Origin of the sequence: Bifidobacterium tibiigranuli (assembly GCF_009371885.1) — a bacterium.
Classification (GTDB): Bacteria; Actinomycetota; Actinomycetes; order Actinomycetales; family Bifidobacteriaceae; genus Bifidobacterium; species Bifidobacterium tibiigranuli.
Window position 1 is genome coordinate 216,343 of record NZ_QLZA01000003.1, and the last position, 22,974, is coordinate 239,316.

The following is a 22,974-nucleotide window of genomic DNA, read 5'->3' on the forward strand; positions in this document are numbered from 1 at the left end:
CGGGTATTTGCGCAGTTTGCGCCGTACAGCTGTCATATCGCGTCCTCCCCTCGATTCCCTCTTAACCTAGGGATGGGAACGGCGTACTTGGTTGCGCCCAGATTTCCGTCAGGTAACCAGATGCGACCCTATGTAACCGGGATGTTGCGGCGATAGGGTATATGGGCGAGAGATTTCAGCGGCGCATGGGCTCAGCTGGGTCAGCAGCTTAGGCAGCTCATCAGTTCAGCAGCTCAGCGGTTCAATGAGCCCATCCACCAGCCCAGCGCAAGGCATGCGAGCGCGGCCAGCACCGTGATGGCCAGATACGCCAGAGCGCTCCATTGGCGGTGGCTGCGCACCAGCGACGTCATCTGGTTGACAGCTGTGGAGAAGGTCGAGAACCCGCCGAAGAAGCCGATGACGAATAGCAGATAGGTGCGCGTGTCGACCGCATGGTTCATGAAGGCGGCTGCCGCCAGACCCACGCAGAACGTGCCGACGGCGGTGATCACCAACGTGGAGAAGGGAAACGCGCGGCTCCACCAGCGCTGGATCGAGGTGTCCAGGATGAAGCGCGCCACAGCGCCCAGGCCGCCGCACAGGCATACGAGTATGAAAGTCGTCAGCAGCATCAGCGCACCTCTCCTGTGATGGGATCGGGTATCAGCGGGATTTCGGCCGTGATTGGCTTCGGCTCGTACGACAGCGGTTGCGTCGGATGATTGGCGAGTTCGCCAGCAGCGTATCCTGTGGAAACTGTTCCGGCGTTATCAGGGGTGTCAGGCGCGCCGGGTTTGCTGAGCGTGCCTAGTGTGCCAACCGTGTTGGCTTTGCCGGCCTGCGGCGTACCGTTCTGCCCAATTGCCGCGGCAACGCCATAGGCCGCTGTCGGTTTGCTGTCCACATAGTGAGCCGAGTCGCTGAGATGCCCGCTACCGTCGATTCCCGAGCCGGCACCCGGCCCGGCTGTTGGCGCGGTGCCCGCAGCCGCCGCAGCAGCGCCTGCCGCATGCGCCGGACCGCCCATTCTGGCGTGCCTGCGATGGCCCTGCTGGGAGTTGAGATTCGCGACGACCTGCATAAGCGTTGCGGCGCGTTTCCTTGTCATGATGCGCGAGGACAGCAGCGAGCCAGCCAGCGCGGCGAGGATGCCTGCGGAGAAGGAGACCAGCAGATACCCAATCAGCTCCCAGCCCGCGCCGCGCCGCAGCAGCAGGAAGCTCTGCAGCATCAGTATCGACGTGCTCGACATCGAGCCCCACATCCCGATGCCTGCGCCGCCGCCGACGAGCTGGCGCGTGCGTCTGCTCAGCCACGAGGCCTGGGACATGTACGTGGTCAGCGCCGCATATCCGAAGCACGACACCGTATTGACAATGAAGGTCGCAAGATACAGCTGGCTGACATCGCTTCCCGCATCAGGTCCGGCGAAAGCGAGCGCCAAACCGAACACCACTCCGGTGCCGAAGCAGCCGCCGGCGAAGATCACCAGATACATCACCCAATCGGCAAGCGGATTGAACCGGGCCTGCAGGCGTTTGAGAGGGGCCAGCGGTATCTGCGGCGGCAACGCCGGATCGTTGGCGTCGGCCCGAAGGCGAGCCTTGGCGCGGCGATTGCCGCTACGGGATTTCGGGGAGCTGTTGCTTCTCGCCGCGACCATTTGCGTGGTGGGGGCGGGTTCCCATCCCGCTGCCGAGCCGGAGCTTGAGCCAGCTTGAGCGGCTTGCGCAGCATCGGACTCATGAGACTCATTCGATGCCGCTGCCGATGACTGTGAGGAATCCAGCTGCGGCAAGGAATCGAGCACCGAAGCGGTGAACAGATCGGCCAACGCGCCCGTGCGGGCGCCGGTATAATCGGGATCTCCGTCGGCCTCGGCACCGGTCAGCGACTCGGACCCGTGCTGCGGCGCGCCCGGACGCTCCTGCGTCGTGTGATTGTCAGACAGTCCCATATCACCCTCGTTCCATGCGCTCATGCCGATTGCATCCACCGCGTTCACCTAACCGCACCCGCATAGCGCCCGCCTTCCGTAGCATTGTTCTCGGCTGTGTTGTTACCGTCATTGTCGTTATCGTCTGTGTTGTTACCGTCATTATTACCGTCTGCCCGGTATTTTCTTCCCCAGCATTGCTGCCAAGTCTCTGCCGCCGCATCGTCGCCTAGACAGCCCTGACGACACCGTCATGGTCATACTCGGCCGCCGCGAACGCCTTGGCTGGGCCAACGCAACTCGGACACGCCGCCGGCGGATGCGACCCGTCCATATTACATGGGCGAACTGCACAACGCCACCATGCCCGCCCGGACCTGAGCCAGCCCGTCCGCGGGGAACATCACGAACACGTAATCGCCCGGCATAATGGTCTCCTCGCGGCGCGGCACCACCTCGCGCTCGCCCCGGCGAATGTCGACAAGCGCCGCACCACGCGGCCAATCGATGTCGCCCACACGCAGGCCGGCGATGGCGCTGCCGAACTCGACCGGGAATTCCAGAACCGCGTTGCCGAGCGCGGCACGGCTATGGCTATGCGCTATCGCATGCGGCATGTGCAGGGCGTGCGGCGCATGTAGCGCGTGTCGCCATTGCAGCGCGGACTGTGTACCGGACTCATGACGTGCAGTATCGGCAGTGTCGCCCTTCCCGCCGCCAGCATTGCCATCGTTGCCGTCGTTGCCATGAGCCGCCATATAGCGGTCCAGCAAGGCACCGTAAATCGGCTTAATACCGAGCACATCAGACACGAAGAGCGCAATGAAGGCGCATGCGGCGACGGGAAGCATATGCACAAGCGAGCCGGACATCTCGACAGCGAGCAGAATCGAGGTCATCGGCGCCTTGACCGAGGCCGAGAGCGTGCCCGCCATCGCGCATACCGCGAACACGGCGACCGCGCCCTGCGGCACGATACCAGGAAGCAGCCGCACGGCCAGCAGCCCGAAGATGCTTCCCGCAAGCGTGCCGATAGCCAGAATCGGCATGAAGATGCCGCCGGGCACGCCCGAGCCGAAACTCGTGCCGGTGAACAGCATTTTGACGGCCAGCAATCCCAGCAGCATCAGCACGCCCGAAGAGGCATGCTCGGCGAAATCGATGAGCTCCTCGCCGCCGCCAAGGACTTTCGGCGCGAACAGGCCGCATGGCAAGGCGATGAGCAGCGCGATAACCGGGCCAGCGATGGCCGGAAGCTTGCCATACAAACTCTGGAAGCCCAGCAGCATCCGGTTCGTGAGCGAACCGACAAGCCCAGCCACGATTCCCAGTGGAATCATCCACCAATACAGCGGCAGGGCAAGCTGCCCGATGCTGGTGAAATTGAGCACAGGGCGCAGGCCGAACCAGGTTTTCGAGACAAAATCGGCGCTGAGCGAGGCGCTTGCGGCTGACAATAATATGACCGGCGAGAAATTGCGATGCACCTCTTCCAGCGCGAACATCATGCCGGAAAGCGGCGCGTTGAACGCTGCGGAAAGCCCGGCCGCCGCGCCGGCGGTTATCAGCGTGTTCTCTTCGAAACCATCGCGCTTCATCGCGCCCGACACGCCTTGGCTCGCGGCTGCGCCAATCTGAATCGACGGCCCTTCGCGGCCCAGCGACAGGCCGAACATGCCGCACAGCAGCCCGCCCGCAAAGCGCACCACAAGCACCAGCAGCCAGCGCATCCGCAGACCCAGCAAGAGCACACCCTCGACCTGCGGGATGCCGCTGCCGCTCGCCATCGGTTCGAGCCGCACCAACCATGCGACAAACAGACCGATGGCTGCAGCGGCGCATACGAACGGTGCGATCAACCACGGCTGGGCCAGGATTTGCGGATACATCCACCGGGCAAAGCGCGTGCCGTAGCCGATGCCATAGCGATACAGCGCCACGAGCAGACCGGCGATGAGGCCACACACAATCGCACGAATGGCAATCGTCCACTGCTTGCGACCGAGCTGCCCAAGAAACTTTGCGACACCGCCTTCGGACGCCTTGGCGTTTTGGGTTGCGTTGGCATTCTGGGGCCCATCGGCATTCTGGGGCAATTCAGCATTTTCGGATGTGTCAGGCGCGTTCCCGCCCGGCGCATCCTCGTTATGAGCCACCTTATTATGAGCCATTGCAGCGCCCCGCATGCCTCGAACGAATCTGAGCCGGCGTCTAGTCGATCAGCGAATGCACGGAGATGATGTGGTCGCGCTGCGGGCCGGTGCCGATTGCCGAGATGCGGCAGCCGGAGAGCTCTTCGAGGCGATGCACATACGCCTGCGTGGTGGCGGGCAGACCTTCGAACGTGTGCACCTTGGAGATGTCCTCATCCCAGCCGGGCATGGTTTCATAAATCGGCTTGGCGGCGGTGAAGGCAGCCTGATCGACCGGCATATCGTCGTAGCGGGTGTGCGTGCCGTCTGCTTCTTCCACGTCGTAGCCCACGCAGATGGGAATTTCCTTCAGGCCCGTGAGCACGTCGAGCTTGGTGAGCACGATGTCGGTCAGTCCGTTGACCTGCACGGCGTAGCGGTTCACGACCGCGTCGAACCAGCCGCAGCGACGCGGCCTACCTGTGGTGACGCCGAATTCATGGCCCTGGGCGCGCAGCCATTCACCAGATTCGTCGTTCAGCTCTGTGGGGAACGGGCCTTCGCCCACGCGGGTGACGTAGGCCTTCGAGACGCCGATCACGCGGGTGATCTTGGTCGGGCCGACGCCGGTTCCGGTGCACGCGCCGCCTGCGGTCGGGTTCGACGACGTGACGAACGGGTAGGTGCCGTGGTCCACGTCGAGCATCGTGGCCTGGCCGCCTTCGAAGAGCACGGTCTTGCCCTCTTCGAGCGCCTTGTTAAGAATCAGCGAGGTGTTGGCGACGTAGGGCTTGAGCTTTTCGCCGAGCGCCAGCAGATGGTCCGTGGTCTCGTCCACGTCGACCGGGCGGCGGTTGTAGAGCTTGACGAGCATCTCGTTCTTCTGATGCAGGCTCGCCTCAACCTTGTCATGCAAGTGCTGAGCGTTGAACAGGTCATGCACGCGAATGCCGACGCGGTTGATCTTATCCGCATACGCCGGGCCGATGCCGCGGCCGGTCGTGCCGATCTTATGCTTGCCGAGGAAGCGCTCGGTGACCTTGTCGAGCACGCGATGGTACGGCGCGATGACCTGCGCGCCCTCGCTCACCAGCAGCCGCGAGCAATCCACGCCGCGCGATTCCAGGCCTTCGATCTCTTCGAACAACACCTCGGGGTCGACCACGACGCCATTGCCGATGACCGGCGTGACGTTGGGGCTGATGATGCCGCTGGGCAGCAGGTGCAGCGCGTACGATTCGTCGCCGACCACCACCGTGTGGCCCGCGTTGTTGCCGCCGTTGAAGCGCGCGACATAGTCGACCCGCGTGCCGATCAAATCGGTCGCCTTGCCCTTGCCTTCGTCGCCCCACTGAGCACCAATAAGAATGATTCCGGCCATACCGCACCTCCGCGTCCGCCTGATTACGCCAAAAACACCCTACCGTGACGCCTATACCAGCGGGGTTGGCGCGGTTGTTGGGCGGTTGCGGACGGTGTGCGGCTGCGGGGCACATGACTGTTTCAGCGTCGACTTTTGTACGCTAACTCGACCCTGCCGTGCAAAAGGCAACGTTATGAGGTCCGATTCCATAGCAATTCATACGCCAGCCTCGACTTAGCGTATAAAATGCGACGTTCGCACACGCAACCGTCACAACGCCCACACTAACTCGCACCCCATGCGGGGCTTGTGACGTATGTCGGCAAAGAATCATCACGATTCCCGCACTACTTCGACTATCATGCGGGCCTTGTGACGTATAACCGCGCCCAAACGACACAACGCCCGCACAAGCCCCGCGATAGTGCGGGAATCGTGACGGTCGCCTCACAGCTAGAGGCCAGCCCCCGTCATTCAGCCGTCACTCGATGGAGTCGACGTCGATTCTGCTGGGCAATGGCCGCTCCGCGATGCCGCGGTAAAGCATGTTCACCCCGTCGGCGTAAGTGCGCACATACGACATCTCGTAGTGCAGGCTGCTGGCGAGCACCCACTGGCTGCGCACGCCCTCATTGATGGCGTACATCGTCAGCGCGGCATGCTGCGGGTCGACATCCGCGCGAATTTCGCCCGCCGCGATGCCCTTGCGTATCCTCTTCTCCGCAGGCGGCAGCATGAGGGCGAAGTTGCGCGCCAGCCGCCCGCGCACCGGGGTGTCCTCCACCACGTCGATGCCGGTGAGCGTGACGCGCAGCCGCAGCAGATCAGGATGCGTGGCCGCCTGCTGCACGCTTTCGATGCTGCGGTCGAGCATCTCCCGCACGCTGTCCGCATCCGCCATGTCCAATCGGTAGTCGCGTTCGCGCAGATCGACGATGGCGGTGAACAGCGCCTCCTTGGTCGGGAAATGATAGAGCACTCCTGCATCGGAGATGCCGACTTCCTTGGCGATATCGGCAATGCGAACGCGCTCATATCCATATCGGCTGAACAGACGGGTGGCCGACCTGACGATGTCTTCCCGCCTGCGTTCGCCCTTGGGGCTTTTGCGCACGCTCTTCTTTGCTTCCACTTCGGACTTGCACCACCTGTTGGACTATGTCTTACCGTGACATCATATCCTCCGCCTTTCCTCCAACATGCAAATCAGGCACCGCAACGCCCGGATCCAAGCCTATTCGATGAACAGCGTGCGCAGCGTGGCGATCTCCTCTTCGCTCATTCCATTGGCGAGGCAGTATTGCGTGACCGTGCCGTAGCGCCCGCGCATATCGTTGAGCAGCCCTTGCATGGTCTCGCCCGGTGAGGCGAGCAGCGCCGCCGCCGCGCCTTGAAGATTGGCAATCTTGCCCAGTTTTCCCGGAAGGCTTTGGCTGATGGCCGCTTTGAACGCGCTGGTCAGGTTGGCTGCGGACTGCGCGTAATTCGAGACGATCAGCGCATCCTCGACGCCCAGCAATCCGAGCAGCACGGCGGATACGATGCCGGTGCGGTCCTTGCCCGCCGTGCAATGAATCAGCACTGGCCTGCCTTCGCTGCGGGCCAGAACCTGCAGCACCGCAATGACTTTGTCCGCATGGTCGAAGGCAATCCGGCGATACAGCTCCGGCAGTTGCACCGACGCAAGCCCCTGCATCATGCGCGCGCTGAGTGGTTTGCTTGTCGAATCCCCGGTCTCATTGCCCGCTCCGTCATCCTCTCCGCCGCCACCGGAAACGCCACTATCCGCAACGCCGCTGCCCAGCAGTCCGATGCGCAGCACCTCGATATCATCGTCCAGCTGGTACGGCCAGGTTCCGATCTCCCACGGGTCGCGCAGATCGATCACGGTGTGCACGCCCAGACGGCGCAGCTCTTCAGCGCCTTCAGGCTTCATGAAGTTCAGCCCCGCAGAGCGGAAGAAGAAGCCCGAACGTAGATAATGGTCGCTCACGGTGCGCAGGCCGCCGATGCCGCGAGCGTTGGGCACGTCGCCCAGCTCGATGCCGTTGACGTCGCCATCGAAGCGTTCCTCGGCAACAGGAGCATCGAGCGCCTCAAGGTCGCCGTTGTGCCGGACCACGTCGCGGTACCAGGCGAAGGAATCCTTCGGTGTGCGCTTCATGGTCGCCGCATCGACATGGACCAGCCCGAAGCGCTCGGAGAACCCGTCCATCCACTGGATGTTGTCGATGTTGGACCAGACGTAATACCCGTCGACTGCGATGCCCTCGCTCGCAAGCGCATGCAGATCGCGGATGTTGTGCGCAAGCGCCCGGATGCGCACGGCGTCGTTCAGGCTTGCTTGCAATTGCCCAGCGTCTTCTGCGGTCTCGCCCGCCGACTCCGCCAGTATCGCCGACTCCGTTGATTCCGTTGACTCCGTCAGCCCCTCCGCTGCGCTCGGATACGCGGTGCCGCGCCCGTTCTCCGTAATGATGATGCGCGGATGATCCGGGTAGCTTTCGTGCACCCATTCCACGGTTGCGCGCAGGCCGCCGGGCGTCTCCTGGCGAAATCCGCGCGGGCTCCACCAGCGCCTGCCCGGGCCCGGCACGATGGCGACACCGTTTCCTTCGCCCAGCATCGATGAGAACGCATGCAGGGCCTTCTCGTTATCATTCCCGGATTCGAAGAACATCGGCGCACGCTCCGGCGTCGTGGCGTACATGTTGGAATACCAATTGACGCCGAGGATATCCAGCGGTTCGGCGATGACATCCATATCGCCCTCGCGGCAAGCGCCATCGGCCTGCACCTGCTCGCGAATCAGCGGGGCATGGCCCTTGCCCATCAGCGGGTCAAGCATCAGCCGGTCGAACGAGCGCCGCGCGGTCTCGGCAGCCTGCACGTCAGCAGGATTGCAGGTGGCGGGCTGCACGCCGGCAACAGAAAGAATGGTGCCGATGCGGCCTGATACCTTCGCCGAGCGCAGCGCGCGCACAGCCATGCCATGCGCCAGCAGGATGTTGTGCACGGCGTCGAGGCCGCGCGCCCCTTCGCTGCGCATCGGCGGGAGGAAGCCCGCGACGTATCCGGCCATCGCCGGGTGGGACGGCTCGTTCATCGTGTACCACTGATCGACGCGGTCGCCGAGCCGCTGCGCCACGATTTCGGCGTAGCGTGCGAACTGCTCGGCTGATTCGCGACCCATCCATCCTCCGCAGCGCTCCTCAAGCCATTGCGGGGTGTCCCAGTGGTACAGGCATGCCGCCGGCAGGATGCCGCGCGCCAGCAGCCCATCCACCAGCCGGTCGTAGTAATCCAGCCCGGACTCGTTGATATGCCCTTCGGCATCGGTCACGACCCGCGGCCAGGAAATCGAGAAGCGGTGGGCCTGCGCGCCCAAGTCACGCATCAGATCGAGATCCTCGTCGAGCCGATGATATTCGTCGGCGGCCCTGCCCAGATCAGCGCCATCGCGCACGCGAAGGCTGCCGTTGCGGTATGCCGTATCCCAGACTGACGGAGCCTTGCCGTCGGCATCCCAGCCGCCTTCGATCTGATATGCGGCGTTGCTGGTTCCCCAGAGAAATGTTGCGGGAAGTGCTGAACTCATTGATGCTATTCCTTTGCTGCGGTGATTGATTGGCGATATTGTGGCTGACGATATTGTGGCTAAATGATGGTGACGCCTATGCGCTATGCCTGCGCCCGGTAGCGCGGCACCGATGCGATAAGCCGCTGTGTGTAGGCGTGCTGCGGATGCCGGATCACCTGCTCGGTGTCGCCGCTTTCCACGATGGATCCTTGGTCGAGCACGTAGACCGCGTCTGAGATCATACGTACCACGGAAAGATTGTGCGAAATGAACAGCATGCTCATATGCTCCTGGTCGCGCAGATCGGCGAACAGATTAAGCACCGTGGCCTGCACCGACACATCGAGCGAGGAGACCGGCTCATCGCAGATCAGCAGCTCGGGATCGGCGGCGATGGCGCGTGCGATGGCCACACGCTGCGCCTGACCTCCGGAAAGCTCCCCCGCTTTCGCCGGGCCGTAGCGATCCGGGTCGATGCCCACCCGGGCCAGCAGGGCCGCCGCCTTCGCCAGGCGCTCGCTCGATGCGAGGTGATTGGCGATGGTGTAGGGCTCGGCTACGACGTCGAGAATCCGGCGATGTGGATTCAGCGAGGAGACCGGATCTTGAAACACCATATGCACCCGTGGGCGGCTGTCCCAATGGTCGCTGCCGTTGCTGCCGCTGCCGTTGCTGCCGTTGCTGCCATTACCGCCGGCAGCTCCGGTCTGGCTGCCGCTGCGCCGGCTGGCTTTGCGCAATCGGCTTCGCCCGTACTGCACCTCCCGGTCGCACACCAGAACCGATCCGCGCGCAGGCGCCTTCATGCCCATAACCGTTTTGGCGATGGTGGATTTGCCCGAGCCGGATTCTCCGACCAGCGCCGCGCACCGGCCTTGGGGCACTTCCAGATTGATGTCATGGAGCACTTCCGTTGCGCCATATGTGCAAGCCAAATGCCGTATAGACAACGCGGCGGACTGCGAGGGCTGAGATGGCTGCGCGGCGGGCACAGATTCCTCCCGTTCGCCGCGCCCGCCATCCGCGGACGTTGCCTCAGGTTGCACTGCAGAGGTCATTGCGCGCCTCCTTCGGCGTAGATTGATTCGACGGTGGGCAGCCTGCGCAGCCGCTCCCCCTCAAGCGAGGGAATGCAGGCGAGCAACGCCTTGGTGTAGGGATTCTGCGGCTGCGTCATGATCTGCTCGGTCGGCCCGACCTCAATGATCTTGCCGCTTTTCATAACCGCAATCGTGTCACATCGTTCCGCAGCCACATCGAGATCGTGGGTGACCAGCAGAAAAGCGGATCCTGTGGCGCGTCTGATGTCGTCCAGCACGTCGAGAACCTGGTGCTGCACCGTCACGTCAAGAGCGGTGGTGGGCTCATCGCCGATGAGCAGCTGCGGGTGGCCGATGGCTGCGGCACCGATGCCGATGCGCTGCCGCTGGCCTCCGGAAAGCTGGAAGGGGTAACAGCGCCAGAGCGATTCGGGATTGTCGAACCCGGTGGTTCTCAGCATGCCCAGACCACGAGCCCTGCGTGCCTTCGCATCGGGCCGGCTGTCCATATTGGACAGCGCCTCGGTCAGCTGGCTGCCGACGCGGTAGGTGGGGTTGAGCGAACGCAGCGGATCCTGGAAGATCATGCCGACCTGCGAGCACATGAACGCGCGACGCTTGCGGGCAGACATGCGAGCCGGCTCCTGGCCGTTGATGGTGACGCTGCCGGTGATCTCGCTTCTGGTCCCCAGCGGCTGGATATCCGCGATGGCGCGCATGAGTGCGCTTTTGCCGGCTCCCGATTCCCCGACGATGCCGAAGGCCTGCCCGGCTCGGATGACGAGGCTGACATGCTTCACGGCCTGAATCGGGCCGTGCCCGGTCTGGAAGGTGACGGAAAGATCGCGCACTTCGAGCACCGGCACCGCCTGCCTATTTGCTGTGCTGTTCAATGGTTCGTTCATGCGTTGGTCTCCGGCTCGAAGAGTTCCTTGATGGTATTGATGGAGAAGATCGTCAGGCACAGCACCGCAACCGGGCACAGCGTGACCCACGGGGCGGCGGCGAGCTGCGTGCGGCCCTCCGCGATCAGCCCGCCCCATGAAGGGGTAGGCGGGCGCAGTCCGAAGCCGATGAAGCTCAGCGACCCTTCCGCCACAATCGCGCCGGCCAGGGCGGTGAAGGCGTAAGCGCTGACTTGCGGCAGCACGCCGGGCAGGATCTCACGCGCGATGATGCGCGTCAGCCCAGCGCCTTGCGCGCGAGCGGCCAGGCAGTAGTTCTCCGAGGTGATGGGCACCGTCGCCGCGCGGCACATGCGCGTGAACATCGGGATGCTGAACACGCCTATCGCGCAGGCGATGACCATGATGCTCGGCCCTCGCAAAGCGACAATCGTGGAGATGATCAGCATCGGAGGAACCGCAAAGGCCACATCGCACACGAATTCGACGATGGTATCGGCCGTTCCTTTGAGATAGCCGGCGATCATGCCGAGCACCAGCCCGCAGACGAAGCCGATGCATACCGCAGTAACACCTACGGTCGCGCTGATTATGGCTCCCTGCATCGTGCGGGCGAACACATCGCGGCCCAGATTGTCGGTGCCGAAAAGATGCGCGGCGCTGGGAGCCTGGCTCAGTGCCTGATAGTCGTTGCCGTACGCATCGATATGCGCAAGATAGGAATACAGCACCATGACGACGAGCATGACAAGCCAGACAATCGCCACGGCCCTAGCCGCGGTAAGCCTCGCAACGAAGGCATGCCATGCGATATGGGGCATTCTCGGTTTTCCGCTCATGCGTTCCTCACCTGCATCATCTCCACCTGTATCTTCCTCACTGGTACGCTCCTTACTCATGGGCGCCGCTTGGGTTGATGAGATAGGCGGCGACGTCAACGAGCATGCTCATGATCAGCACCGCGCAGGCTGCGAACACCACAATGCCCTGGAGCAAGGGGATGTCGCGCCCCTGCAGGGCAGTGACGGCAAGCCTGCCGATGCCGGGGATGCCGAAGATGTTCTCGATGATCAGCGAACCGCCCATGCTCACGCCGATGTTCATGCCGACCAAGGTGACGAACGAAACGCTCGACGGACGCAAGGCGCGGGTCCACAGCGCCTTCCACGGCGATGCGCCGCGCGCATGGGCCGCATCCATGTACGGCTGAGACATGGTGGCTATCAGCGAGCCGCGCAACGTGCGCGCATACACGGCAGCCTCGCCCAGCCCCATGGTGAGCGCCGGCATAATCATCGTCACCAGATTCTTGCCCGGATTCTGCGCGAATGGCACGTACCCTGAAGCCGGCAGCACGTTCAGCGTCACCGCGAAAATGTAGATCAACAGCAGACCAATCACGAATGACGGCACGGAAAGCATGAGGAACGACAATCCGGAGAGGGTGCGGTCCGCCGCGCCATTGATATGCCGCACGCTGAACGTAGCGATCAGCAGAGCGAGAATCACTGCGACGGCCTGGCCGAGCAGGACGACTTCGAGGGTGACCGGCAGCCTGCTCGCGATTTCGTGCAGCACCGGCCGTCCGCTGGCGAAGGAGGTGCCCCAGTCGCCACGCAGGATGCCGCCGAACCAGCCGCCAAGGCGTTGCAATTCGGTTTTATCCAGCCCCAGGTCCTGTCGCAGCTGCGCGCGCTGCTGCGCGGTCGCATCCTGACCGAGCAGCAGCATGGTCGCATCGCCCGGCAGCAGCGCCACAAGATGATTGACTGCCACGATGACGACGAGCAGCACCAGAATCGAGCGAACGATGCGAGTGCCGATGGTCTTGCGCATCAGTGGCCTTCGCCCAGAGCGATCTTGCCCGCCTGCGCCTCAATCAAGGTGTTGTGCGAGATGTCGGGGAAGGCCGCGATCTTATTGCTCATGATGAAACCGGCGTTCGTCGCGGTGGTCCAGAGCACCGGCACATCCTTGCCAAGCGCCTTGGATGCGGTGGCGAAAGCAGCGGCACGCTTGGATTCGTCGGTGGTAGCCGAGGCAGCGGCGATGGCGGAGTCAACCGTCGTGTTGGCGTATCCGGTGAAGTTGTATGGCCCCTTCGATGTGAACAGATACTGCGCTCCGGAAGGATCCGAAAGCACCGAAGTCACGAAGTCGGCCATCTGGAACTCGCCGGACATGAGCTGCGAGGTGTAGTTCGCGCTTTCGACGGGCGTGACTGTGATGTCGACGCCAGCCTTGCCCAGCATATCCTTGAGCGCGGTGGCGCGTTGCACGGTGTCCGGGCGGTTCTCGCAGTTGAGCGTGAGCTTGATATGCTTGCTTTCCAGCACCGACTTGGCCGCATTCAGGTCGTACTGCGGGTAGTTGGCGTCCTTGGGGGCGACACCGCCGAGCAGCGCGTACGGATTGTCGATGGGCTTGCCCTCACCGAGATTCACTACGGCGTTCAGCGCCTTGCGGTCGATCGCCTGCGCCAAAGCCTTACGCACGGAAGCATCGGCAAGCTGAGCATCCTTCAAGTTCAACAGGACCATGCTCATGGATGCCGGAGCCTTCATGACCTTAAGCGAGGAATCCTTGGCGGCCTCCTGGAACTGCGAGGCCGATTCGGACCACATCAGGTCGATGTCGCCGGATTTCAGGCTCTGGAAACGTGAGTCCGCGTCAGGGATCATCTTGTAGGTCACCGTGTCAAGGTAGGGCTTGTCTCCCCAGTAATTGGCGTTCTTGGTGAGCTTCACCGAGCTGCCGGGGGTGAAGTCGGAGACTTGGTAAGGGCCTGCGCCTAGCGGGAACCCGAATGGGTCCTTGGCGGTGGTGGACTCGATCATGCCCAAGGCGCGCGTGAACTGCGCGGCGAAATCCGCGTTCGGTCTCGCCAGGGCGAAGGTGACCGTTGCGGCGTCGGGGGTGTCCATCTGCTTGATCTGCGCCACTTGGGCCATGGCGGAGGACTTGGTGGCGGGGTCGCCGAGGCGCTTGATATGGGCGACGACCTCCTTGGAAGTCAGCGGCGTGCCATCGGAGAACTTCAGGCCGTCACGCAAGGTCAGCTTCCACTGCGTCGCCGTGGCGTCGGAGGTCAATGATTTGGCCATATCCGGCTCGACGGAGCCATCCTTGCCCGCCTTCATCAGCGGCTCGTAGACCGCCGTGGACAGGATGAGCAGCGGCTGCTGCGTGGTGATGGAGCTGGCGATGTCGAGAGTCTGGACCTCGCGGTCCAAGCCGATGGTCAGATTCCCGCCCTGCCGAGGCGCAACGGATGAGGTGGAGGAGTTGGTGCTATCACTGGATGTTCCGGAGGAACCGTTGGCATTGCCGCAGCCTGCCAGGAAGGAGAGAGCGCATCCAATGGTAATGACGGATGCCATGATATGTGATGTTTTCTTGAACACGACATCAGCATGGCACCGGATTCTTAACCTTAGTGGTGACTCAGGTTAAGCGTCGGCATAATGACATTGAACTTTCGGTGAACCGGTTTGCGCCGTTACTGCACGAAAGCTGGCTTGCTTTGCATTAATAGTTCGCGCTCAATCTCCGTACGCATAGAAAGAAATCGTCACCGTGAGCCGCAGCCTCGCCCGAACGCTTGGGTCTCATAGCAATCTCAAGCGATCGTGACCCAACTCAGCGTCACCTTTTGTACGCTAACGCGACCCTGCCGTGCAAAAGGCAACGTTGTGAGGTCCGATTCCGTGACATTTCATACGCCAGCGTCAAGTTAGCGTGCAAAAGGCGACGCTCGCACACGCAGTCGTCACAACTCCTGCGGAGGCGTTAAGCGCAGAACCCTGTGGGTTCTGCGTAGCCGACGCCGAGGGCTCGCCAAGGGGCCGAGGTAGCAACGGAGTCCACCCTTAGTCATGAACGTTACAAAGCTCGCACTAACACAACCCTTGTGCGGGGCTTGTGACGTATAACGGCAAAGAACCGTCACGATTCCCGCACTATGTCGACTATGATGCGGGACTTGTGCCATATGACCGCGCCCAAACGACACAACGCCCGCACAAGCCCCGCGATAGTGCAGGAATCGTGACGGGTGGCCAGCGATATGTCCGACCTCGGGCAATTGCATGAGCACTCACAACAAAGCGGGCACCCAAAACCGCCCTACTTCAGCGCCTTGCCGGCGGAGCCGAGCTGCTGGCAGGCCTCGACTATGCGGGCGGCCATGGAGGATTCGGCTTCGCGGCCCCAGGAGCGCGGGTCGTAGAAGCGTTTCTCGCCTACTTCGCCGTCGATTTTGAGCACGCCGGCGTAATGCTCGAACATGTGGCCGGCGACCGCTCGGGTGAAAGCGTACTGCGTGTCGGTGTCGACGTTCATCTTGACGACGCCGTGGCTCACCGCCTGGGCGATCTCCTCAGGGCGTGACCCCGAGCCGCCGTGGAACACGAGCGCGAACGGCTTCTCGGTGGCCACTGCGTCCGCCGCGTCTGTGTCAGCGCCGGCGTTCGCATCTGTGCCAAGGCTCGCACCAACGCCAGCGCCTGAACCGGCACGCGCGGTAGCGCTGTCCACGAAAGCCGTCGGCACGGAAGACACCCGCCCGTCGCGCACCGCCGCAGCCACCTCGTGCTGGATATCGCCCAGCAGTTCGGGCCGCAGCTGCACGATGCCGGGCTTGTACGCGCCATGCACATTGCCGAAGGTGAACGCCGCCATGTATAGGCCACGCTCGCCAAGCCCCAGGCGCTGAGCGACTTTCACGCCGTCAGCGGGCGTCGAGTAGAGCTTTTCGTCGATCTCGGCGGAATGACCGTCCTCCTCGCCCCCGACCGCGCCGATTTCAATTTCAAGGATCGTATGCGCCTTCACCGACTGTTCCAGCAATTCCTCGGCGATATCGAGATTCTCATCCAACGGCACCGTCGAGCCGTCCCACATATGCGATTGGAAGGTCGGCTCCTGGCCATGCGCCACTTCATCGATCTCATGGCGCAGCAGCGGCCGCACCCATTCGTCCAGATATTGCTTGGCGCAATGGTCGGTGTGCAGCGCCACGGTGATGTTCGGATAGTGCGCCGCGACCTCGTGCGCGAACGAGGCCAGCGCCAGCGAACCGACAACCCGATTCTTCACCGACTGCCCCGAAAGGTAGGCCGCTCCCCCAACCGAAACCTGGATGATGCCATCAGACTCGGCCTCGGCAAATCCCTGCAACGCGGCGTTGAGCGTCTGCGTGCTGGTGACATTGATCGCGGGGTAGGCATAGCCGCCGCGGCGGGCGGCATCCAGCATCTGCGCATAACGTTCATGGGTTGCAATAGTCATAATCCCATTATCGCTGCACTAGCCCGAAAATGCACACAACAGGCCGGAATTCCGCGTGAAATTCCGCACATCGTTGCAGTGTTGTAGCGCGGTGTCATAACACAGTGCCATAGCTCGACTGCATGACTTGGCTGCGCGGCTTAAATACATAGCCGCACACATGCGAGCACACGCAACGGCACCGGCAACGGCCCAGACCAGCATCACCGCCTCATCCAAGCATTGCGGCTGCCGCAACCACCGCACATTTCCCCATACCATTGACTTAGGAAAACCCAAAAGTGTGACTTAGACAGCCCCATAACCTTGACGTTGCCCATGCCCCGCTGATTTCGCCTCACTGGCCCCAATCCCTATTTTACTAAGCACATTGCTATGCGCGACAGATCAATCGAGGTTTTCCGGAGTATGCCATATTCGCAGAATCAGCGGGATATCAACGATTCGTGAGGAACCAATCGGGCGCATACTTTCATGAGGTGCTGAATAGACGAAAAAAGTGCTTACTACGCGATATTGCCGGATAGTCGACCGCCATTGTCGTCATCGACCAGGCGCTGAACGTTCCGGTGCCGCCCAATCCGGACGAGGCCGGCAAGGACTTAGGCATCAAAAACGCAGGGTAGCGGCCTTCACATGGCACGCTACCCCTCAATCCTTCAGAATCTCAGAATCCTCAGAATCGAAGCCTCAGAACCCCAGTGCATCCACGGTTTCATCGTGCTCGCGCGCGGTGAGGATGATGGGGTCGCCGTCGGTGATGGCCAGGGTGTGCTCGGTGTGGGCGCCGCGCGAGCCGTCGGCGGAGCGGATGGTCCACCCGTCCTTCTCATCCTGCACGATTTCGTCAGTCGTGCGCAGCAGCCAAGGCTCGATGGCGATGACCAGGCCCGGACGCAGGCGGAAGCCGTGATGCGCCCTGCCGTCGTTGGGAATGAAGGGATCGCCGTGCATGATGCGGCCGAGGCCGTGCCCGCCGAATTCGAGGTTGACCATGTATCCCTGCTCGCGGGCCACGTCGCCTATAGCAGCCGAAATATCGCCCAACCGGTTGCCCGAGCGCGCCATGCGGATGCCAGCAACGAGCGCGTCGCGCGTGGTCTGGATGAGCCGCAGGTCTTCAGGGTCGGCCTTCTTGCCGACGACGAAGCTGATTGCAGAATCGCCGACCCACCCGTCGACCGTGATCGCGAGATCGATTGACAGCAGATCGCCGTCGCGCAGCGCATAATCGTAGGGCATGCCGTGCAGCACCGCGTCGTTGACCGATGTGCAGATGTAATGCTTGAAGGGGCCGGTGCCGAAGTCCGGCGCGTAATCGACGTAGCAGGAGACCGCGCCTGGGCGCGCCTCGATCCGCTGTCGCACGTAGTCGTCGATTTCGAGCAGATTCGTCCCAGGATGCGTCATCTCGCGCAGCTTCGCGAGGATGTCTCCCACGAATTTGCCCGCAGGCCGCATCTCATTGACTTCCTTAGGCGTTTTCAGCTCGATCATGCCGTCATGTCCTTCCTTGACACACCTATTCTATTCACCACGTCTACCAATTGATAACCGTTCTCGCTAATTCGCTACCTTCGAATACTGCACCCCTGATAGGACATTTCACGGCGCGCTCAACGCATCTGCTCGCGCTCCGAACCTACAGGCTTATTGGGCAGCTCTATACAGGAAGGCCATGTTGGAAAACGTACACTGACAGCGACTCAGCGTACGTTTCCCGATACGGCCCTATTCAACGTGCGCAATAACGTACGCTGAGCGACGAGGATGCGGACGAACAGCCAGCGACCGGATGGCTGCCCAGCCGTTCGCAGCGTCAAATGTCGTAACGCCAGCTTTTGTCGGTGATGACGCGGGCCATAGCCAGGCCGACGGGCAGGCACAGGATGACCATGAAGGCGCGGAAGGCCCAGTTGAGCGCAGATTGGGTGTCGAACTGGCCGAGGTGGAACATGGCCTGATACATATAGAGGCCCGGCACCATGATCACGATCGAGGGCACGGTCAGGCAGATGCGCGGGTAGTCCAGATGCGGCGGCAGAATGCCACGGCGCACTGAGGAGCGCCAGGCCGAGGCGAGCAGGCCGGAGAGCAGCGCGCCGATGAACGCGGCGGCCTCGGGGGGCACACCGAAATCGACGATCGTCAGGCGCAGGGTGTCTGTTATCGCGCCGATGGACGCGGCGGTGAAGCACATGCGCTGCGGCGAGTTGAACAGCACCGAGAAGCCCCACACGCCCACGAAAGCCGCGATGAAGCGCAGCAGCCCGTTCACCCAGGGGTCGAGTCCCAGCGGCGCGAAGCCCTGCGGGTTGAGGTGCACGATGGTGGCCACCATCCACCCTGCCAGCGTGGCCATCAGGATGATCGACAGCGTGTAGGCGGTGCGCTGGATGCCGGAGGGGAAATCGATTTTCGCGATATCCAGGCCACCAGTGATCAGCGGGAATCCAGGTATCACAAACAGCATCGCGCCGATATATGCCGTGTCGTGCTGCAGCGCGACCGGGTCGAACATGCCGATCAGGCGCAGGGTGCCCACGCAGGCGAGCGCGGCGATGGCCACGCACACGAAGGTGACGAAGAACTGGTTCAGCCGCCGCGCGAACAGCAGTCGCCGCAGGTATTGGCCGATTCCGGCACCGATGAACGCGCCGATCATGTCGTAGGGCCCGCCGCCGAGCAGGAACACGAACGCGGCGCAGGCCAAAGCCGACCCGAGCCCGGAGAACAGCGGCGAGTAGAGCGGCGGGCGGCGTTCGATCAGATCGAGCCGATTGTGCACCTGACCCACGGTGATGCCAGAGCCGCCTGCTGGCAACGGCGCCGCACCGACATGGTCGAAGTGCTCGGCGTACTGGCCTTTTGGCGGCTTATGGGCGCGGCTGCGAGGCATGGCGGCAGACGGCAGCTGCCCGCCCTCGGCCGAAGCCTTGCCTTCGGCCGCGTCCCCGACTGCATTCTCACCTTCGCCTTCGCCCGCAATCACATTCTCCGCATCCTCAGCGTCCTCAGCATCCTCGCGCTCGCACCGCGCCTGCTTGACCGCGCGCATAGCGGACTTGCGCGATGCGGGGTTGTCGAGCTGCTCCACGAGTTCCTCGGAGACAGTGGGCTTGGCGTGATACATCGATTTCTCGCCGAGATTCACGTTGAACCAGTCAGTGAAATGCTCGAGCAGCCAGATGCGCTCGGTGTTCACGCCGGTCGTGGGCAGGTCCACGACTTCGGTGATGCGGTTCTTGCCATCGGTGCAGGACGCCTCGATGTCGGTAAGGTTCACATCGGCCCGCACATGCACACCGAGCGGGTAGGCGATGCGATGCATCATCTCGCGCACCCGGAAGCTTCCGGTTCCCGCGCCCAGATCCAGCATGCCGACGCGCACGATGACGCTCGATTTGGCGGCGATGCCGGCTTCAGACACCGGCGTGTCCCAGTCGCGCTCGATATCCTCCATGTCCAGCGGAATGGAATGGGTGTGGAAATGCTGCACCGCCGTGGCCGTGTCCTCAGGAGTTCCTGACGCATGGTCGGCCACGTGGGCAGCCGCAGCCGTCTGTTCGCTCTGTTCGCGTTGTTGTTCGGAAGTCACAATACAAGTTCTAGCGCACGCCACGTATGAGCCCGGAGCCATTCCCAACGCCGTGCCCCGCCGCCACGTTCAGCGCATTAATTCACGCATCGATTCACGCATCAACCGCATATCAACCAAGAGCAAATACGACCGCAAACATAACCACTAATACGCGCAATATTATGCGCAATACGCCCTTCGGTAACACGAATGTCGATTTGGTAGTTTTACAATGAAGCCGCACAAACCACCGAACGATGGCTTTGGGTTCGCAACAGCCGGTCACCACAATCGCGGAGGAGCCGCGAACGACCGACAGATCGAGCAACCGAAGTTCGGCAAAGGAGGTCTCATGACACAACAGAAAACACAAGCCACGGCTGCCGGTGGTGGGCAAACGCCCGTCACCGCTCCCGCCAAGCTGCCGGAGGAGCACGAGCTCCCCGCGTCGCTGCAGCACGACATGGATCTATGTCTGGAGATTCTGCGCGATGTGGTTGGGGAATTCAACCCCGAACTGCTCAGCAAGTTCGACACCGTCCGCAATTATGTGGTGGCCGACAGCGACGCGCAGTACAGCGGGCAGGCACCGGCTGAAGCCGGGGAAAGCGGCCTGGACAAGGCACGCGAGATCATCGATGCGATGAATCTGCACGACGCCCAGCTGCTGGCCCGCGCATTCACCACCTATTTCCATCTGGCGAATCTGTGCGAGGAGAACTACCGCGTCAGCTCGCTGCATCAGCGCGAAGCCAAAGTCAGCGATGATCAGGCCGTTGATCCGGTGAACGAGCTGACCAGCACTTACCATCAGATCATCACCGAGATGGGCCCGGCGAAGGCCAAGGCGCTGCTCGACAAGCTCGAGTTCCACCCGGTGTTCACCGCGCACCCGACCGAGGCCCGCCGCAAGGCAGTGGCCGGCAAAATTCGCCGCATTGCGGTTCTGCTCAGCAACGATTCGACGCTGGGCGGCTCCAACAAGAAGGAGAACCGCCGCAGGCTCTACAACGAGATCGACGCCCTGCTGCGCACTTCGCCGATCGCGCTGAAGAAGCCGACTCCGGTCGAAGAGTCGAACACCATCCTCGATATCTTCGATGACACGCTCTTCGATACGATTCCCAAGGTCTACCGCCGCTTCGACGACTGGGTGCTGGGCGACAAGGCCGGGCTCGTGCCGCCGGTATGCCCCGCCTTCTTCCACCCGGGCAGCTGGATCGGCTCCGACCGCGACGGCAACCCGAACGTCACCGCCAAGGTCAGCCGCAAGGTCGCCCGCAAGTTCACCGACCATGTCATCACTGCGCTTGAGGGCGCGACCCGCACTGTCGGGCGCAATCTGACGATGGAATCGGGCACGACGCCGCCCAGCCCCGAGCTGCTTCAGCTGTGGAGCCATCTCAAGGAGATGAGCGAGCGCCTGACCGACAAGGCCACCCTGATTTCCACGCAGGAGCCGCATCGCGCGACCATGCTCGTGATGGCCGACAAGCTGCACTACACGATCGAGCGCGACGCCGATCTCATGTATCACAGTTGCGACGAGTTCCTTGACGATCTGCGGATCGTGCAGCGTTCGCTCGCCGAGGCCGGCGACCCGCGCGCCGCCTACGGCCCGGTCCAGGACCTGATCTGGAAGGCTGAGACCTTCGGCTTCCACATGGTCGAGATGGAGTTCCGCCAGCATTCGGTGGTGCATTCGCGCGCGCTGGAGGATATCCGCGAGCACGGCCTGCACGGCGAGCGCGGCGATTTGCAGCCCATGACGCACGAGGTGCTCGATACCTTCCGCGCGCTCGGCTCGATTCAGAAGCGCAACGGCATGAAGGCCGCGCGCCGCTACATCATCTCCTTCACCAAGTCGGCGCAGAACATCCGCGACGTGTACGAGCTCAACCGCATGGCGTTCGCGCACCCCGAGGACGTGCCGACCATCGACGTGATCCCGCTGTTCGAGCAGCTTCAGGACCTCGAGAATTCCGTCGATGTGCTCGAGGAAATGATCAAGATCCCCGAGGTGCAGGCTCGTCTCAAGGCCACTGGCGGCAAGATGGAAGTCATGCTTGGCTACTCGGATTCCTCCAAGGACGCCGGCCCGACCACCGCTACGCTCGCACTGCATTCCGCGCAGGACCGCATCGCCAAGTGGGCGAAGAGCCATGACATCGATTTGACCCTGTTCCACGGTCGCGGCGGCGCTGTCGGTCGTGGCGGCGGCCCCGCGAATCGCGCGGTGCTGGCCCAGCCGGTCGGCTCGGTCAATTGCCGCTTCAAGCTCACCGAGCAGGGCGAGATCATCTTCGCCCGGTACGGCAACCCCGTGCTCGCCGTGCGCCATGTCGAGTCGGTCGCGGCTGCCACCATGCTGCAGTCCGCGCCGAGCGTGGAGAAGACCAACACCGAGACGACCGAGAAATACCAGGATATGGCGAACACGCTGAGCGATATCTCGCACAAGCGCTTCCTCGATCTGATCAAGGCCGACGATTTCGCCCCGTGGTTCTCCACTGTGACGCCGCTGACCGAGGTCGGCCTGCTGCCGATCGGCTCGCGCCCCGCCAAGCGAGGCCTTGGTGCCAAGTCGCTTGACGATCTGCGCACGATTCCCTGGGTGTTCTCTTGGGCGCAGGCGCGCATCAACCTCGCCGCATGGTACGGCCTGGGAACGGCCTGCGAGCAGTTCGGCGACCTTGCTGCGTTGCGCGAGGCGTACAAGGAATGGCCGCTGTTCACCACCTTCATCGATAACATCGAGATGTCGATCGCGAAGACGGACGAGCGCATCGCCAAGATGTATCTGGCGCTGGGCGACCGCGACGATCTGCGCGACAAGGTGCTTGAGGAGATGGAGCTGACCCGCAAGTGGGTGCTGCTCATCGTCGACGACGAATGGCCGCTGCAGCACCGTCATGTGCTCGGCCGCGCCGTACGCATCCGCTCGCCGTACGTCGACGCGCTGTCGGTCACGCAGGTGCTCGCGCTGCGGACGCTGCGCAAGAAGGTGGACAAGGAAGAGCTGAGCGAAAGCCAGCAGGCCGGGTTCATCTACCTGATTCTGTGCACCGTTTCGGGAGTCGCCGCCGGCCTGCAGAACACGGGCTGATTCGGTTGTGACCCGGATTCGGACGGATGAAAGCGGTTGTGCATGATTTTGCACGCCGCGC

At 62.7% G+C, this 22,974-nt stretch carries 14 protein-coding genes and 1 pseudogene; 1 reads left to right on the forward strand and 14 read right to left on the reverse strand.

Features of this window, described 5'->3' with window-relative positions:
• Positions 1-233: 233 nt before the first annotated feature.
• The 14 genes from DDF78_RS03785 to DDF78_RS03850 form a co-directional block, all read right to left on the reverse strand.
• Positions 234-614: a fluoride efflux transporter FluC gene (locus tag DDF78_RS03785; RefSeq protein ID WP_415481406.1), complete on the reverse strand. Its 381-nt coding sequence runs from the start codon at positions 612-614 to the stop codon at positions 234-236.
• Positions 614-1,963 (reverse strand): FluC/FEX family fluoride channel, encoded by a 1,350-nt coding sequence (locus DDF78_RS11930; protein WP_152580449.1) that lies wholly within the window; start codon positions 1,961-1,963, stop codon positions 614-616. Before DDF78_RS11930 ends, DDF78_RS03785 begins: the two co-directional genes overlap by 1 nt.
• 290 nt (positions 1,964-2,253) lie before the next feature.
• Complete coding sequence (locus tag DDF78_RS03795; protein ID WP_237564540.1) at positions 2,254-3,903, reverse strand: ClC family H(+)/Cl(-) exchange transporter; 1,650 nt, start codon at positions 3,901-3,903, stop codon at positions 2,254-2,256.
• Positions 3,904-4,129: 226 nt separating this feature from the next.
• Positions 4,130-5,431, reverse strand: a complete 1,302-nt coding sequence (locus tag DDF78_RS03800) for an adenylosuccinate synthase (protein WP_152580451.1) — start codon at positions 5,429-5,431, stop codon at positions 4,130-4,132.
• Between the two features lie 463 nt (positions 5,432-5,894).
• Positions 5,895-6,545 (reverse strand): TetR/AcrR family transcriptional regulator, encoded by a 651-nt coding sequence (locus DDF78_RS03805; protein WP_152580452.1) that lies wholly within the window; start codon positions 6,543-6,545, stop codon positions 5,895-5,897.
• A 102-nt stretch (positions 6,546-6,647) separates the two neighbouring features.
• A complete protein-coding gene (locus DDF78_RS03810; RefSeq protein ID WP_152580453.1) occupies positions 6,648-9,011 on the reverse strand; it encodes a family 1 glycosylhydrolase in 2,364 nt (787 codons plus the stop codon).
• 83 nt (positions 9,012-9,094) lie between these two features.
• Positions 9,095-10,051, reverse strand: a complete 957-nt coding sequence (locus DDF78_RS03815) for an ABC transporter ATP-binding protein (RefSeq protein WP_152580506.1) — start codon at positions 10,049-10,051, stop codon at positions 9,095-9,097.
• Positions 10,048-10,938 (reverse strand): ABC transporter ATP-binding protein, encoded by an 891-nt coding sequence (locus DDF78_RS03820; RefSeq protein ID WP_152580454.1) that lies wholly within the window; start codon positions 10,936-10,938, stop codon positions 10,048-10,050. Before DDF78_RS03820 ends, DDF78_RS03815 begins: the two co-directional genes overlap by 4 nt.
• Entirely contained in the window at positions 10,935-11,777 is an 843-nt protein-coding gene (locus DDF78_RS03825; protein ID WP_162000680.1) for an ABC transporter permease, read from the reverse strand. Before DDF78_RS03825 ends, DDF78_RS03820 begins: the two co-directional genes overlap by 4 nt.
• A 52-nt stretch (positions 11,778-11,829) precedes the next feature.
• The gene (locus DDF78_RS03830; RefSeq protein ID WP_152580456.1) at positions 11,830-12,774 is read right to left on the reverse strand and encodes an ABC transporter permease; all 945 of its coding nucleotides are present in this window, start codon (positions 12,772-12,774) and stop codon (positions 11,830-11,832) included.
• Positions 12,774-14,318, reverse strand: a complete 1,545-nt coding sequence (locus DDF78_RS03835; protein WP_152580457.1) for an ABC transporter substrate-binding protein — start codon at positions 14,316-14,318, stop codon at positions 12,774-12,776. The genes DDF78_RS03830 and DDF78_RS03835 overlap by 1 nt, the downstream gene beginning before the upstream one ends.
• 745 nt (positions 14,319-15,063) lie before the next feature.
• Positions 15,064-16,227: a class II fructose-bisphosphate aldolase gene (gene fbaA / locus DDF78_RS03840; RefSeq protein WP_152580458.1), complete on the reverse strand. Its 1,164-nt coding sequence runs from the start codon at positions 16,225-16,227 to the stop codon at positions 15,064-15,066.
• Positions 16,228-16,917: 690 nt separating this feature from the next.
• On the reverse strand, positions 16,918-17,724 hold the full coding sequence (map, locus tag DDF78_RS03845) for a type I methionyl aminopeptidase (protein WP_152580459.1): 807 nt from the start codon (positions 17,722-17,724) through the stop codon (positions 16,918-16,920).
• A 322-nt stretch (positions 17,725-18,046) separates the two neighbouring features.
• Entirely contained in the window at positions 18,047-19,690 is a 1,644-nt protein-coding gene (locus DDF78_RS03850) for a threonine/serine exporter family protein (protein WP_152580507.1), read from the reverse strand.
• A 535-nt stretch (positions 19,691-20,225) separates the two neighbouring features.
• On the opposite strand from DDF78_RS03850, the pseudogene DDF78_RS03855 reads away from it, so the two are divergent.
• Positions 20,226-22,913, forward strand: a pseudogene (locus DDF78_RS03855) (phosphoenolpyruvate carboxylase); the annotation flags it as partial.
• Positions 22,914-22,974 lie beyond the last annotated feature (61 nt).

Bases quoted from the DNA above. Each gene is read 5' to 3' on its own strand.
- DDF78_RS03825 (WP_162000680.1), bottom strand. From the start codon at position 11,777: ATGAGCGGAAAACCGAGAATGCCCCATATCGCATGGCATGCCTTCGTT.
- fbaA (WP_152580458.1), bottom strand. From the start codon at position 16,227: ATGACTATTGCAACCCATGAACGTTATGCGCAGATGCTGGATGCCGCC.
- DDF78_RS03815 (WP_152580506.1), bottom strand. From the start codon at position 10,051: ATGACCTCTGCAGTGCAACCTGAGGCAACGTCCGCGGATGGCGGGCGC.
- DDF78_RS03830 (WP_152580456.1), bottom strand. From the start codon at position 12,774: ATGCGCAAGACCATCGGCACTCGCATCGTTCGCTCGATTCTGGTGCTG.
- DDF78_RS03785 (WP_415481406.1), bottom strand. From the start codon at position 614: ATGCTGCTGACGACTTTCATACTCGTATGCCTGTGCGGCGGCCTGGGC.
- DDF78_RS11930 (WP_152580449.1), bottom strand. From the start codon at position 1,963: ATGAGCGCATGGAACGAGGGTGATATGGGACTGTCTGACAATCACACG.
- DDF78_RS03850 (WP_152580507.1), bottom strand. From the start codon at position 19,690: ATGGAGGATATCGAGCGCGACTGGGACACGCCGGTGTCTGAAGCCGGC.
- map (WP_152580459.1), bottom strand. From the start codon at position 17,724: ATGATCGAGCTGAAAACGCCTAAGGAAGTCAATGAGATGCGGCCTGCG.
- DDF78_RS03810 (WP_152580453.1), bottom strand. From the start codon at position 9,011: ATGAGTTCAGCACTTCCCGCAACATTTCTCTGGGGAACCAGCAACGCC.
- DDF78_RS03835 (WP_152580457.1), bottom strand. From the start codon at position 14,318: ATGGCATCCGTCATTACCATTGGATGCGCTCTCTCCTTCCTGGCAGGC.
- DDF78_RS03800 (WP_152580451.1), bottom strand. From the start codon at position 5,431: ATGGCCGGAATCATTCTTATTGGTGCTCAGTGGGGCGACGAAGGCAAG.
- DDF78_RS03820 (WP_152580454.1), bottom strand. From the start codon at position 10,938: ATGAACGAACCATTGAACAGCACAGCAAATAGGCAGGCGGTGCCGGTG.